Source organism: Nocardioides campestrisoli (assembly GCF_013624435.2).
Taxonomy (GTDB): domain Bacteria; phylum Actinomycetota; class Actinomycetes; order Propionibacteriales; family Nocardioidaceae; genus Nocardioides; species Nocardioides campestrisoli.
Window position 1 is genome coordinate 2,730,270 of record NZ_CP061768.1, and the last position, 13,786, is coordinate 2,744,055.

General features: G+C 72.4%; 13 protein-coding genes. 6 read left to right on the top strand and 7 right to left on the bottom strand.

Translation table 11 applies throughout. From position 1 onward, the window contains the following. Positions 1 to 7 precede the first annotated feature (7 nt). Positions 8 to 748 (top strand): SDR family NAD(P)-dependent oxidoreductase, encoded by a 741-nt coding sequence (locus H8838_RS12800; protein WP_185995825.1) that lies wholly within the window; start codon positions 8 to 10, stop codon positions 746 to 748. A 12-nt stretch (positions 749 to 760) separates the two neighbouring features. On the opposite strand, the gene H8838_RS12805 is transcribed toward H8838_RS12800, so the two are convergent. From H8838_RS12805 to H8838_RS12820, 4 genes are all read right to left on the bottom strand, one after another. Further along, complete coding sequence (locus tag H8838_RS12805) at positions 761 to 1,276, bottom strand: PH domain-containing protein (RefSeq protein WP_185995824.1); 516 nt, start codon at positions 1,274 to 1,276, stop codon at positions 761 to 763. A gap of 37 nt (positions 1,277 to 1,313) precedes the next feature. Further along, positions 1,314 to 1,487: a hypothetical protein gene (locus H8838_RS12810; RefSeq protein WP_181312819.1), complete on the bottom strand. Its 174-nt coding sequence runs from the start codon at positions 1,485 to 1,487 to the stop codon at positions 1,314 to 1,316. Between the two features lie 141 nt (positions 1,488 to 1,628). Next, positions 1,629 to 2,606, bottom strand: a complete 978-nt coding sequence (meaB, locus tag H8838_RS12815; RefSeq protein ID WP_181312820.1) for a methylmalonyl Co-A mutase-associated GTPase MeaB — start codon at positions 2,604 to 2,606, stop codon at positions 1,629 to 1,631. After that, a complete protein-coding gene (locus tag H8838_RS12820) occupies positions 2,603 to 3,796 on the bottom strand; it encodes an acetyl-CoA C-acetyltransferase (protein ID WP_181312821.1) in 1,194 nt (397 codons plus the stop codon). The genes meaB and H8838_RS12820 overlap by 4 nt, the downstream gene beginning before the upstream one ends. Positions 3,797 to 3,922: 126 nt before the next feature. Between H8838_RS12820 and mce the strand changes: the two genes are divergently transcribed. The 3 genes from mce to H8838_RS12835 all read left to right on the top strand — a co-directional run bounded on the left by mce (position 3,923) and on the right by H8838_RS12835 (position 7,355). Continuing rightward, positions 3,923 to 4,378: a methylmalonyl-CoA epimerase gene (mce, locus tag H8838_RS12825; protein ID WP_181312822.1), complete on the top strand. Its 456-nt coding sequence runs from the start codon at positions 3,923 to 3,925 to the stop codon at positions 4,376 to 4,378. Positions 4,379 to 4,514: 136 nt separating this feature from the next. Beyond that, a complete protein-coding gene (gene ccrA, locus H8838_RS12830; protein ID WP_181312823.1) occupies positions 4,515 to 5,855 on the top strand; it encodes a crotonyl-CoA carboxylase/reductase in 1,341 nt (446 codons plus the stop codon). 141 nt (positions 5,856 to 5,996) lie between these two features. Next, on the top strand, positions 5,997 to 7,355 hold the full coding sequence (locus H8838_RS12835) for a coiled-coil domain-containing protein (RefSeq protein WP_185995823.1): 1,359 nt from the start codon (positions 5,997 to 5,999) through the stop codon (positions 7,353 to 7,355). A gap of 67 nt (positions 7,356 to 7,422) precedes the next feature. On the opposite strand, the gene H8838_RS12840 is transcribed toward H8838_RS12835, so the two are convergent. Together H8838_RS12840 and H8838_RS12845 are read right to left on the bottom strand one after the other, a co-directional pair. Beyond that, positions 7,423 to 8,247 carry an alpha/beta fold hydrolase gene (locus tag H8838_RS12840; protein WP_185995822.1) on the bottom strand — a complete coding sequence of 275 codons (825 nt, stop codon included), beginning with the start codon at positions 8,245 to 8,247 and terminating at the stop codon, positions 7,423 to 7,425. A 1-nt stretch (position 8,248) separates the two neighbouring features. Then, the gene (locus tag H8838_RS12845; protein WP_185995821.1) at positions 8,249 to 9,010 is read right to left on the bottom strand and encodes a hypothetical protein; all 762 of its coding nucleotides are present in this window, start codon (positions 9,008 to 9,010) and stop codon (positions 8,249 to 8,251) included. 279 nt (positions 9,011 to 9,289) lie between these two features. On the opposite strand from H8838_RS12845, the gene H8838_RS12850 reads away from it, so the two are divergent. Beyond that, positions 9,290 to 11,686, top strand: coding sequence for a helix-turn-helix transcriptional regulator (locus tag H8838_RS12850; RefSeq protein ID WP_185995820.1), 2,397 nt, complete (start codon positions 9,290 to 9,292; stop codon positions 11,684 to 11,686). A gap of 37 nt (positions 11,687 to 11,723) precedes the next feature. Here H8838_RS12850 and H8838_RS12855 read toward each other — a convergent pair whose 3' ends face one another. Further along, complete coding sequence (locus H8838_RS12855; protein ID WP_185995819.1) at positions 11,724 to 12,908, bottom strand: 3-hydroxyacyl-CoA dehydrogenase NAD-binding domain-containing protein; 1,185 nt, start codon at positions 12,906 to 12,908, stop codon at positions 11,724 to 11,726. A 172-nt stretch (positions 12,909 to 13,080) separates the two neighbouring features. Here H8838_RS12855 and nucS point away from each other — a divergent pair, with 172 nt between their 5' ends. Continuing rightward, positions 13,081 to 13,773 (top strand): endonuclease NucS, encoded by a 693-nt coding sequence (gene nucS / locus H8838_RS12860; protein WP_181312829.1) that lies wholly within the window; start codon positions 13,081 to 13,083, stop codon positions 13,771 to 13,773. The last annotated feature ends 13 nt before the right edge of the window (positions 13,774 to 13,786 follow it).

Here is a 13,786-nt window from a genome sequence, read left to right on the forward strand (position 1 = left end):
GGATGTCGTGATCGACGTCGGGTTTGACTTCAGCTCAAGACACGTGCTGGTCACCGGCGGGACGCGCGGCCTCGGCCTCGTCATCGCGCAGGCGTTCCTGGAGACCGGCGCCCGCGTCTCCATCACCGGCTGCAAGATCCTGCCGTCGCTCTACGACGCGGACCTGTCCCGCTTCGACTATCACCAGCTGCGACTGACCAGCAGCGATGCGATCGACTCGTTCGTCGACCGGATCGGTGCCGTCGACGTCCTGGTCAACGCCGCCGGCGCCCGGCTCGACAACACCCTGGAGGAGCACGAGCGCGAGTTCATGGCGCACTCGGCCCGCCTCGGGTTCGTCGGCCCGATGCGACTCACCCAGCAGCTGAGGCAGCGTCTCTACTCCTCCGCCGCCCCGGGCGGCGGCGCGGTGATCCACACCGCCGCCACCCTGCGTTGGCTCGAGCTGACCCAGACCCCGGCGGACGCCCAGTCCGAGCTGGTCGCGCACACCGAGCGCGCCGGCCGTGCCTGGTCCCGGTTGGGGGCTCGGGTCAACACCGTGCTCTCCCCCGGACGCCTCACCGTCCCCGCCCAGCCCCGGCCGCACGCCGCATCGACGAGTGCCGCGGACGAGGGGTCGCTGATGACGCTGCGCCGGATCTCCGCCTCTCCCCGGGCGGAGCAGGTCGCGACCGTCACGCTGTTCCTGGCCAGCAGCGGCTCGGCCGCGGTCAGCGGGCAGACCATCTTCACCCAGGACAGGTAGCCGTCCCCCGGGCTAGTTGATGACCTTCGGGCCCCGCAGCCCGGAGCGCTGCACCACCCGCTGGATCGCGTGGTCCCGCTCGTTGGGCCGCCCCACGAACCGGATGTCCCGCAGTCCCTGCTCCTGGGCGGCGGACTCGAAGCAGAAGTGTCCGTAGCCGAAGATCCGCCCCACGAACGGCTTGCTCACGGTGATGTCGAGGATCCGGGAGAGCGGCATCGTGGCGTGCTGCCGGGAGAAGACCCCGTGCACCCGGAAGACACGCATGTTGGTGATCACGAACCGGTCCATGTGCTCGCCCAGCGCCAGGTAGGTCCCGTGCAGGGCGATCGCCCCGGCCACCAGCATCGGCAGCCAGGCGAGGTCGATGTGCACGAACGGCGTGGTGGCCAGCAGGGCTCCCGCGAGGGCCAGCTCCAGCACGGCGCGCACGTAGGCCGTCCAGTGGTGGCGCACCTCGTCGACCACCACCTCGCCCTCGTCCCGCAGCAGGTACTGCCCGATGTCGGGGTCGGTGAGCCCGCCCATCACGGCCTCGGGCGCGCCCGGCGGCGAGGCGCGGGGCTCACTGCCCCAGCTCCCCGAAGAAGGCGATGACCGCCTCGAAGAGGTCGATCAGGAGGTCCCACAGGGTGCTGGCCGTCGACTCCGCGGCCTCGGCGAGGCCGTCGGGGTCGGTGAACATCCAGAACCCGAGGAAGACCACGAGCAGCGCGAGGATCGCCTTCTTGGCGTTCATGTCGGAGTCTCCATCCGGTCCAGACCACAGAACGAGCCATTGCTACCACCTCGCGGGCATCCCGGTCTGCAGGCGCGCGTGCAATCTGCGCGCCTGATCAGCAGGCGGACACCCGTCAGGTACCGGTCGGCGCCCCGTTAGTCAGGGGACCGCGTCCAGCAGGCGGTCCGCGGCGGCGTACGGATCGGTGCGCCCGTCGGCCACCTCCTCGGCGAGGGCGTCGAGCGAGGCGTGCCCGTGCAGCCCGGCCCACCGGCCGCGCAGCGAGGCCACGGCGATCGCCTCGACCTCGCGCCGGGCCCGTCGCCGGCGACGCGCCGCGAGGCTCCCGGTGCTGGTGGACCACTCCAGGTGTGCCCGCACCTGCTCGGCCACCTCGTCGATCCCCTCGCCGGTGCGCGCGACCGTGCTCAGCACCGGGGGCTTCCAGTCGCCCTCGCGCCGGTCACCGAGCGAGAGCATGGTGCGTAGGTCGCGGCGTACCTGGTGCGCTCCGTCCCGGTCGGCCTTGTTGACCACGTAGAGATCACCGATCTCCAGGATCCCGGCCTTCGCAGCCTGGATCCCGTCCCCCATGCCCGGGGCCAGGAGCACCAGGGTGGTGTCGGCCAGACCGGCCACCTCCACCTCGCTCTGACCGACCCCGACGGTCTCCACCAGCACCACGTCGTAGCCCGCCGCGTCGAGGACCCGGACGGCCTGGGGCGTGGCCCAGGAGAGGCCGCCGAGGTGCCCGCGGGAGGCCATGGAGCGGATGAACACGCCGGGGTCGGTGGCGTGGTCGGCCATCCGCACCCGGTCCCCCAGCAGCGCGCCGCCGGAGAACGGGGAGGACGGGTCGACGGCGAGCACCGCCACCCGCTTGCCGGCCCGCCGCAGCGCCCCGACCAGCGCGCTCGTCGAGGTGGACTTGCCCACCCCCGGCGAGCCGGTGATCCCCACGACGTGTGCCCGGCCGGCGTGGGGCGCCAGGGCCGCCATCGCCTCGCGCAGCCAGGGCGACTCGTCCTCGACCAGCGAGACCAGCCGGGCGACCGCCCGGGGGTCGCCGGCCCTGGCCCCGGAGACGAGATCGGGGACCGACGCCGTGCGGCGTCGGCCCCCGGTCTGCGAGGTCACGCCTGCGGGACCCGGATGATCAGCGCGTCGCCCTGACCGCCGCCGCCGCACAGCGCGGCCGCGCCGGTGCCGCCGCCGCGGCGCTGGAGCTCCAGCGCCAGATGGAGCACGATCCGGGCCCCGGACATGCCGACCGGGTGGCCCAGCGCGATGGCGCCGCCGTTGACGTTGACCTTCTCCTCGTCGACGCCGAGCTCGCGGGCCGAGGAGATCCCCACGGCTGCGAACGCCTCGTTGATCTCGAACAGGTCGATGTCCTGGGCGGAGATGCCCTCCTTCTCCACCGCCTTGGCGATGGCGGCGGCGGGCTGCAGCTGCAGGGTCGAGTCGGGGCCGGCGACCTGGCCCGAGGCGCCGATCTCGGCCAGCCAGGTCAGCCCGAGCTCCTCGGCCTTGGCCTTGCTCATCACCACGACGGCGCAGGCGCCGTCGGAGATCTGCGAGGCCGTGCCGGCCGTGATGGTGCCGTCCTTGGAGAACGCGGGACGCAGTCCGGCCAGCGACTCGGCGGTGGTGTCGGCCCGCACGCCCTCGTCGGTGTCGACGGTGACCTCGCCCCGGCGGGACTTGACGGTGACGGGCACGATCTCCGCGTCGAAGACGCCGTTCTTCTGCGCCTCGGCCGCCAGCCGGTGGCTGCGCGCGGCGAAGATGTCCTGCTCCTCGCGGGTCAGGTTGGCGCTCGCCGCGTTGCACTCCTCGGTGAGCAGCCCCATCGCCTGGTTGGTGAACTGGTCGAAGAGGGCGTCGTAGGCCATCGAGTCGACCAGCGTGGTGTCGCCGTACTTGAAGCCCTCGCGCGACTTCGGCAGCAGGTGCGGGGCCTGGGTCATCGACTCCATCCCGCCGGCCACCACGATCTCGTGCTCGCCCGCGCGGATCAGCTGGTCGGCCAGGGCGATCGCGTTGATGCCGGAGAGGCACACCTTGTTGATCGTCAGCGCGGGGACGGCCATCGGCACACCACCCTTGACGGCCGCCTGACGAGCGCTGATCTGGCCGGTGCCGGCCTGGATCACGTGGCCCATGATGACGTACTCGACCTGGTCACCGGAGACACCGGCCTTCTCCAGGGCGCCCTTGATCGCGACGCCGCCCAGGTCGGCCGCGCTCTGGTCCTTCAGGCCGCCCAGGAGGCGACCGATCGGGGTGCGCGCCCCCGCGACAATGACGGAAGTGGTGCCTGACATGCTCAGATGCCTCCTGTGCTGGCGTGTGGATGAAGCGAGCCTAACCCGGTCCCCGCGGGGTGCCCGGGATGTCCCTGATGTGGACCCACTGTCCGTGGCCCGGGACGAGAGGCGACCATAGGCGCCATGAGCACACCGCTGGAGATCCCGGACCACCTGTTCACCGCCATCGACCACGTCGGCATCGCCGTGCCGGACCTGGACGAGGCCATCGCGTTCTACCGCGACACCTTCGGCATGCACGTCACGCACGAGGAGACCAACGAGGAGCAGGGCGTGCGCGAGGCGATGGTCGCCGTCGGCGACTCCGGCTCCGCCATCCAGCTCCTCGCGCCCCTGAACGACAGCTCCACGATCGCCAAGTTCCTCGCCCGCTCCGGCCCCGGCCTGCAGCAGCTGGCCTACCGGGTCACCGACGTGGAGGCGGTCAGCGAGGTGCTGCGCAGCCGCGGCGTGCGCCTGCTGTACGACGCACCCAAGCGGGGCACGGCCGGCTCCCGGATCAACTTCGTCCACCCCAAGGACGCCGGCGGCGTCCTGGTCGAGCTCGTCGAGCCCGCTGCGGACCCCGCCGCGCACTGATTCCGCCTCGCCGCCCGGCCATCCATGCGGGCTGTCACCCAGAAATGGGTATGACCTGACGCACAATCGGTTCCAGTCCGGTTACCGACCGGTAATCTTCGCCGCACCTCACCACCCGCCCTAGGAGACGAATCCAGTGCAGAACATCCTCGACGCGATCCTCGCCGATGACACGGCCCCGGAGGACTTCGCCAACCTCGAGCTCCCCGAGTCCTACCGCGCCGCCACGGTGCACAAGGACGAGGTCGACATGTTCGAGGGCATCGCCACCCGGGACAAGGACCCCCGCAAGTCGATCCACGTCGAGGACGTGGCCCTGCCCGAGCTCGGGCCAGGCGAGGCGTTCGTCGCGGTCATGGCCTCCGCGATCAACTACAACACGGTGTGGACCTCGATCTTCGAGCCGGTCTCGACCTTCGGGTTCCTGGAGCGCTACGGCCGGGAGTCCGACCTGGGCGCGCGGCACGACCTGCCCTACCACGTGGTCGGCTCCGACCTGTCCGGCGTCGTGCTCGCGGTGGGTGCCGGCGTGACCAAGTGGAAGCCGGGCGACCGGGTCGTGGCGCACTGCCTCTCGGTGGAGCTCGAGGCGCCCGACGGCCACAACGACACCATGCTCGACCCCTCGCAGCGGATCTGGGGCTTCGAGACCAACTTCGGCGGCCTGGCCGACGTCGCCATGGTCAAGGCCAACCAGCTGATGCCCAAGCCGGAGCACCTGACGTGGGAGGAGGCCGCCTCCCCCGGGCTGGTCAACTGCACCGCCTACCGCCAGCTGGTCAGCGCCAACGGCGGCAACATGAAGCAGGGCGACAACGTCCTGATCTGGGGCGCCTCGGGCGGCCTCGGCGGCTTCGCCACGCAGTACGCCCTCAACGGCGGCGCCACCCCGGTCTGCGTGGTCTCCAACGAGGAGAAGGAGAAGATCGCCCGGTCCATGGGGGCCGAGCTGATCATCAACCGCTCCGAGGAGGACTACAAGTTCTGGAACGAGGAGGGCACCCAGCAGAACCCGAAGGAGTGGAAGCGGTTCGGGGCCAAGATCCGTGAGCTCACGGGCGGCGAGGACATCGACATCGTCTTCGAGCACCCGGGCCGCGAGACGTTCGGCGCGAGCGTCTACGTCACCCGCAAGGGCGGCACCATCACCACCTGTGCCTCCACCTCGGGCTACATGCACGAGTACGACAACCGCTACCTGTGGATGAACCTCAAGCGGATCATCTCCTCGCACTTCGCGAACTACCGCGAGTCGTGGGAGGCCAACCGCCTGATCGCCCAGGGCAAGATCCACCCGACGCTGTCGCGGACCTACACCCTGGACGAGGTCGGGCAGGCCACGCTCGACGTGCACAAGAACTCCCACCAGGGCAAGGTCGGCGTCCTCTGCCTGGCCCCCGAGGAGGGCATGGGCGTCCGGAACCCGGAGATGCGGGCCGAGCACGAGACCGCGATCAACCGGTTCCGCGGCGTCTGATCCCGACTGTTACCGAGAACACCCCGGCCCGGGGACCTCCTGCCCTGGAAGTCCCGCGAGCCGGGGTGTTTTCGTTGTCTGCATCAGTCACACTGGACCGAGCATCACAACCGCGCCGAACCCAGAAGGGGTGCCCTGCACATGAGCCGCGACGAGGGCCTGTCCATCTTCGACCAGGACGAGTCCGGGGAGCTCCCCGACGACCAGCCCACCCAGCGTCTCGAGACGCCCGCGACCGCGAAAGCGTCGTCCGAGTCCGCCGCCGAACGGACCCAGGTCCAGCCCGCCGTGAAGGCGGCCCCGGCCGCGCCGTCCACCACCAGGACGCCGGCAGCCAAGACGCCCTCAGCGAAGGCGCCCGCCGCCTCCGCGAGCCGGCCCACCGGTGGCCAGTCCGCGGGAGGTCAGGCCACCGAGACCCAGGCCACCGCGACCCAGGCCATCGCGACCCAGAGCACCGGGATCCAGGCCGGGGCAGCAGCGCGTCAGGCACCGACCGCCGCCCTGTCCGCCCCCGAGTTCCCGATGGTGCGGCGAGGCGGCTACGACAAGGACGCCGTGGACCGCGCCGTCCGCAGCCTGCTGGCCGAACGGACCTCCGCGGTCTCCGGGCTCAGCGAGGCCCAGGAACGGATGAGGAGCCTGGAGGCCGAGCTCGAGCAGGTGCGCCGCTCCCTGGCCGAGGTCGAGACCCCGACGTACGCCGGTCTGGGCGGGCGCGCCGCGTCGATGCTCAAGCTGGCCGAGGACGAGGCCGCCGACGTCCGCGCCGCGGCCGAGCGCGACGCCCAGGAGATCCGCGACCAGGCGCACCGCGACGCCCGCGCGATCAAGGCCGAGGCCGCTCGCGAGGCCGAGGACATGCGGATCGTCCAGCTCAAGGAGCTGGAGGAGAGCCGCACCCGGATGATGGCCGACGCGGAGCAGGAGCGGACGCTCGCCCGGGCCGAGGCGGAGGACCTGCGGGCCGCCGCCAAGCGCGAGGCGGAGCAGCTGCGCCTGGCCGCCCAGCAGGAGACCAACGACCTGCGCACCACCGCCAAGCGGGAGGCCGAGCAGGCGCGTGCTGCGGCCGACCGGGAGGTGCAGGAGGCACGCCGCACCCTGGCCGTGGAGAAGGAGCGGCTGGCGCGCGAGGCGACCGAGCACCACTCCAACGCCACCGCCGAGACCGCGCGGCTGGTCAAGGAGGCGGAGGAGCGGGCCGAGGCCGCGGAGAAGCGGGCCCGCGAGGCCATCACCCAGGCCACCAGCCAGCGGCAGCAGGCGCAGCACGAGGCGGACGCCATGCTGTCCCGGGCCCGCCGCGAGGCCCAGCAGATCGTGACCTCCGCCAAGACCCAGGCCGAGTCGATCGCCACCAGCGGTCACGCCGAGGCGGAGCGTGAGCTGGCCGCGATCAGGGCCGAGGTCGACCGGATGTCGAAGCGCCGGGACGCCATCACCGCGCAGCTCGGAGCCCTGCGCGACGTGGTCGCGGGCTTCGCCGACGAGGACTGAGCGGAACCGCCGAGCGCGTCGGACGAACCCGATCGACCGGCCCGGCCCCCCGCGGGGGCCGGGCCGGTCAGTCTTCGCGGCCGGCGGCGATGAACCGCCGCAGCACGGCAAGGAACACCTCGGGCTGCTCGGAGTGCACCCAGTGGCCTGCGTTCTTCACCGTCACCCGGCGCACGCGGGGGAACCACCGCTCCATCGCCGGGGCGTGCTCGTCACGGACGTAGGCGGAGTTCGCTCCTGCCAGCCAGAGCACCGGGCCTGGATAGGGCGAGACGTCGCCGAGCCGATCCTCGGGCCAGCCACCGATCGCCCCGAGCTGCTCCCCCAGCAGCGGAAGGTTGGCCTGCCAACGCCAGCCGTCCCCCTCGCGGCGGAGGTTCTGCAGGAGGAAGGCCCGCACGCTGGGGTCCTCGACGTGGCTCGCCAGCTGCTCGTCCGCGTCGCTGCGTCGCTCCACGCTGGTCAGGTCGAGCCCGAGCATCCCCTCGATGAAACCGGCGAACTCGCCCACCCGGCGGTACGAGACGGGAGCGATGTCGACGACGCACAGCCGCTCCACGACCTCGGGGTGCCGCAGCGCGGTGAGCATCGCCACCTTGCCGCCCATGGAGTGCCCGACCAGCACGGCGGGCGGGCCCTCGGCCAGGAGGTCGGCCACCCGGTCCGCGTCCGCGACCAGGTCGACCTCGTCGGTCCAGCCGGAGCGTCCGTGGTTGGGCAGGTCGACCAGGGTGACCCGGTGGTGGTCGGCGGCGAGCTCCTTGCCGATCTGGGTCCAGTTCCGTCCCTGGCCGAAGAGTCCGTGGCAGAAGACCACGGGGGGCTCCCCCTCGCCCAGGACGGTCGTGTGCAGGCTCGTGCGGGCCGGCGCGGGCCCTGTCGTCCGAGTCACCTCAGAAGTCGAAGCCGTCGAACATGTTGCCCAGGCCCTCGCCGAGGCCGTCGAACATGTCGCCGACACCCTCGCCCAGGGCGCCCAGGCCCTCACCCAGGCCGTCGAGCCCACCGCTGAAGAGCATGCCCACGAACATCCACTGCATGGGTCCGAACGAGCCGTAGTAGCCCATCGCGTAGGGCTGGTAGGCCTTGCCCCCCTGCCAGTACGGCACGCGCTGGGCGCCGACCATCACCTTGCGGATGTCGGGCTCGGCCCCGGCGCGAACACGCTCGACGTCCAGCGCACAGGCCGGGACGTCGCGGGTCGCTCCGCCGGGCGGGGTCCACGAGACGTCGGCGACCGAGAGGCCGTGGCGCGGGTCGAAGAAGCAGGGAGGACGTCGGGTCGGCAGCGGCTCGCCCTCAACCCGGGCCCGCACGCAGGCCATCGCGTACCGGCCGTCCTCGAGGATCTCGGTCACGTGTCGCACCTGGTTCGGCGCCGTGAGGCTCTCCGCGGCCAGCTTGGCCGACTCGTAGGCGTCCAGGGCCCGCTGGTAGTCGGCGTTGGCCCCCGCCTCGAGCTCGCGCCCGGCCATCTCCAGGTCGAGCTCCTGCAGCTCGACCCCCAGCGCGGTGACGTCCTCGTCGACCAGCCGCCGGACGGGAGCGAGCTCCGCCGCGGCCCGCTCCTCGGCGCGCCGGCGCGAGGAACGGGACGTCGCTGCCACCACACCCACGGCAGCCACCACGACGAGCACCAGGAGGAGGTATTCCATGGCCCAAGCGTACGCGGCGCGGGAAGGGCCGTCACCGGACCGCAAGGTGGCCGCGGCCATCCCCCCGACGCCCGCGGCCACCTGTCACGACTCCCCCGGGCCGGCCTGTCCCCCGATCGGGCCGGCTCTGGCGAGCGTTGCCCCAACTCTCCCCCGACTCGGGACCTTCGGACATCGGTAGTCCTACGTAATCGCGTCAGCAGTACCGATAGGTTCTGCAGGGTGCTGACACCGTGTCTCGGACGATCCAGGGCCAGGAGCGCTCTGGAGTCCGCGCTGGTGTCCTCGCGCTGGGTCAGCCTCGTGGGGCCGCCTGGCTGCGGCAAGACCTTCCTGCTCAGGCACACGCTGGCCGACCACGAGCGCGTCGCCTGGGTCAACGCCGCGGGCCTGCGCAGCAGCGACGAGGTGCTGGCCGCGTGCCTGCGCGAGCTCGACGCGGAGTCCGCCCCCGGCGACAGCGCCGAGGGAGCCCTGGGCCGCGCCCTGGACGGGAGCGGGTCGGTCCTGGTGGTCGACGGCCTCGAGCTCGAGCACGAGGACCTCGGCCCGCTGCTCCAGGAGGTGGTGGAGGCGACCAGCGGCGGCCGGCTCGCCGTGACCGCCCGGGCCTCCTCGGGCCAGGCGCATGAGCGGGTCCTCCGCCTCGGCCCGCTGCCGGTCCCCGGCCGGGGCGACCCGCTCACCGGGCCCGCGGTCGAGCTGCTGACCGCCCGGGTGGCCGCCGCCGGCGGACGCACCGAGGACCTGCTGGCACACCCCGACGCCGTACGCCGCCTCCTGCGCGCGACCGGCGGGCTGCCGCTGATCATCGAGCAGACCGCGGTGCAGATCGCGCTGCTCGGCGCGGCCAACGCCGCCCCCGCGACCACCCTGTCCACCGCCGTCCAGGCCTCCTACGACCTGCTCCGCCCGCAGCAGCAGCGGTGCTTCCGCCGGCTGGCCCAGGTGCCGTTCCCGATCTCGATCGACGTCCTCGCCGCGATCACCGAGGTCGACCGGGGCTGCACCGGCGAGCTGGCGGCCGCCCTGGTCCGTCGCAGCCTGGTGGAGCTGCTGCCGGACGGCCGCTTCGACATGCTCTCCCCCATCCGTCAGCACGGCGCCTCCCTGGGCGAGGAGCACGGCGACGGCCCCGCCACCCGCCGGGCGCTGGTCGCGTGGGCCGACTCCGTCGCCCCCGAGGACACCAACTTCGGCGCGGGGGACGCGCCCTGGTTGCGCGACCTGCCGGCGATGCGGGCGGCGATCCAGGCCGCGGCCTCCGAGCCGGAGACACGGGACCTGGGCTACGAGCTGGCCAACCGGGTCTTCTCCTCCCTCTACACCGCTATGCGCGCCCGTGAGGCGGTGGAGATCCTGGAGGGGGTCCTGGTCAGTGGTGACGGTCCGGGGGCGATCGGCGCCCAGGTGGCCCGCCGCGCCGGCATCGCCGCCTCCGAGGTGCGCGGCACCTACGAGGGGCTGTGGCTGCTCGACCGTGCCGACGAGCACGCCCGGGCCGCGACGGACCCGGGGCTGGAGCTGGCGCGCACCGCCTCCATCCGGGCGGAGATGCACCTGGACGCCGGCGACTTCACCCGCGCCCGGCAGGAGGCACGCCGGGCGATCGAGCTCGACCCCAGCGGCCGCTCCATCGTCCGGCAGGCCACCCGCACCCTGGTCGACGTCCTGGTGGCGCGCGGCGAGCTCGCCGAGGCCGCGACCCTGGCGGCCCGGATCATCCCCACCCACGACGGCAACGAGGAGCGCTGGATCAGCCTCTCCGCCCGCACCCTGCTCGGCCGGGTCGCTCTGGAACGAGGCCGCCTGGCAGAGGCTGAGGCCGCGGCGCGCACCGCCATCGCGGAGTCCCGCCAGCTCGCCGAGGACCGGGTACGCCTGCTGGCCGAGACCCTGCTGCGGCAGGTCGACCCCTCGGCGCCGGTGACCACGGTCGACCGCGAGGTCCTCCCCTGGGCGGTGCGGCTCCCGGTCCTGGCCCAGGACGCACGGGACCTGCTGGAGGCCGGCGACGCCTCGCACGCCGCCGGCCTGGCGGCCGACGTGGTGGTCCTGGCCGACGGCAGTCAGCTCGGCCGCGACGGCGTCGAAGCCCGCCTCATGCTCGCTCACGCCCTGCTCGCCGAAGGCGACCTCGTGCAGGCTGCGCACACCTTCCTGGCCGCGCTGGAGCGGGCCGCCAGCATGCCGATGCCGCTGCGGGTCGCCGACGCCCTGGACGGGCTCGCCGGGCTCGCGGAGGAGACCGGGCAGCCCGAAGCCCCGTACCTGGCCGCCGCCGCGGCACAGATCCGTCAGCACCGCCAGGCGGCCGCGTGGGGGCTCACCGCCCGGCGCCGGCCGACGCCGGCCCGCACGTTCCCCGCCGGGTGGCTCGAGCAGGGCCACCTCACGCCCGCCGGGGTCGCGGAGGTCGCGGACCTGGTGCTGGGCCGGTCGGCTCCTGTCCCGTCCAGCGGGGCGTCGCCGACCTCCTCGGCGCTGGCCGCGCTGACGAAGGCCGAGCTCATCGTGGCCGAGCGGGTCGCCGACGGGTTGACCAGTCGGCAGATCGCCGAGGAGCTCTTCGTCTCCCCGCGCACGGTGGACACCCACCTGACGCACATCTACCGCAAGCTGGACATCAACACCCGGGCTCGGCTGGCCGCGATCGTGACCGACGCGCGGCGCTGATCCCAGCCCGGGCGTCGGTCACGACCAGGAGCGCGGATCAGGAGTAGTCGTGGAAGCCGCGGCGGGTCTTGCGACCCAGGTGCCCGTCGGCGACGACCGTCTCCAGCATCGGGGCGGGCGCGAACCCCGGGTGCTTGAACTCGGCGTGCAGCTCCTTCTGGATGGCCAGCGAGACGTCGTTGCCGACGACGTCGAGCAGCTCGAAGGGCCCCATCGGGAAGCCCGCCTGCTCCTTGATCGCGGTGTCGATCGTGGTCATGTCCGCCTGGCCGCTCTCGAGCATCTTCACCGCGTCGTTGAGGTACGGGAAGAGCAGCGCGTTGACGATGAACCCGGCCCGGTCGCCGCAGGAGACCGCGACCTTCCCGACCTTGGCGCACAGCGCCCGGACGCTCTCGTCCACGTCGGCGTCGGTGAGCTCGGTGGTGACCACCTCGACCAGCTTCATCACCGGCGCCGGGTTGAAGAAGTGCATGCCGATGACCCACTCCGGACGCGACGTCGCAGCGGCACAGGCGGAGATGGGCAGCGAGGAGGTCGTGGTCGCGAGGATCGTCCCCGGCTTGCAGATCCGGTCCAGGTCACCGAAGAGCTCGGTCTTGATCGCCAGGTCCTCCGCGATCGCCTCGACCACGAGGTCGACGTCCGCCAGGGCCTCGCGCTCGGTCGCGCCGGTGAGCCGGCCGAGCACGTCGCCCTTGGTCGCCTCGTCGAGCTTGCCGCGCGAGATCGCCTTGTCCAGCGACTTGGCGATCAGCGCGAGCACCCCGTCGAGCTTCTCCTGGCTGCGGCCGACGAAGACCACGTCGTAGCCGCTCTTGGCGAAGACCTCCACGATGCCCGAGGCCATCGTGCCGGTGCCGACCACGCCGACCGTGCGGATCTCGTGCCGCAGCTGCGGCTCCGCGGAGACGGCAGCCCCGTCCTGGGACTCCACCGTGCCACCGCCCGCGGCGACCAGGCTCTCCAGCAGGCCCGCCGGCCGGTGCAGCTCGTCCCCGGAGTCGGCGTACATCGCGGCCAGCTGGTCCCGGACGCTCTCCAGGCCCAGCTCCTCGACGGTGCTCAGGGGGCCCTGGGGGTAGCCGCAGCCGAAGCGCATGGCCGCGTCGATGTCGGCGCGCGAGGCGTAGCCCTCGGCGAACATCCGGAGCGCGTGGTTCAGGTAGGGCAGGACCAGCGTGCTGCTGATCTGCTCGTGGGAGGCGGCGGTCTCAGTCATGGCGGCATGATGACACGCACCTACTGGCCAGTAGCGATGAATCACCTGGTGGACGGAGATCACTGCCACCTATTGTCCGATAAACGAACATAGTCGACGATGGCCCACACTTTTGTGCCGCCTCACCTGCCCGCGCCGGGCTCCCGGACCAGGGCGGGTAGATTGCACGCCCGTGAGACTCGTCGTTGCCACCTGCCAGGTCGACTACGCCGGTCGGCTGACCGCCCACCTGCCGATGGCCACCCGGGTCCTGATGCTGAAGTCCGACGGCTCGGTGCTGGTGCACAGCGACGGCGGCTCCTACAAGCCGCTGAACTGGATGTCGCCGCCGTGCACGGTGCGCGAGGGCACCACGGAGGTCGACGGCGAGCCGCGGCTGGAGTGGACGGTGACCGGGAAGAACGGCGACACCCTGCGGATCCTGATCGAGGAGGTGCACCACGAGTCCACCCACGAGCTCGGCATCGACCCCGGCCTGGTCAAGGACGGGGTGGAGAAGCACCTGCAGGAGCTGCTCGCCGAGCACCCGGAGACCCTCCAGGACGGCCTGACCCTGGTACGCCGGGAGTTCCCCACCGCCATCGGTCCGGTGGACCTGATGTGCCGGGACCGGGACGGTCTCAGCGTGGCGGTGGAGATCAAGCGCCGCGGCGACATCGACGGCGTCGAGCAGCTGACCCGCTACCTCGAGCTGCTCAACCGCGACCCTCTGCTCACCGCCAAGGGGCCGGTCCGCGGTGTCTTCGCGGCCCAGGAGATCAAGCCCCAGGCGCGGGTGCTCGCCACCGACCGCGGCATCGCCTGTGCGGTGGTCGACTACGACGCCCTGCGTGGGATGGACGACGCGGAGCACCGGCTCTTCTGAGCTCCGGGCGGCC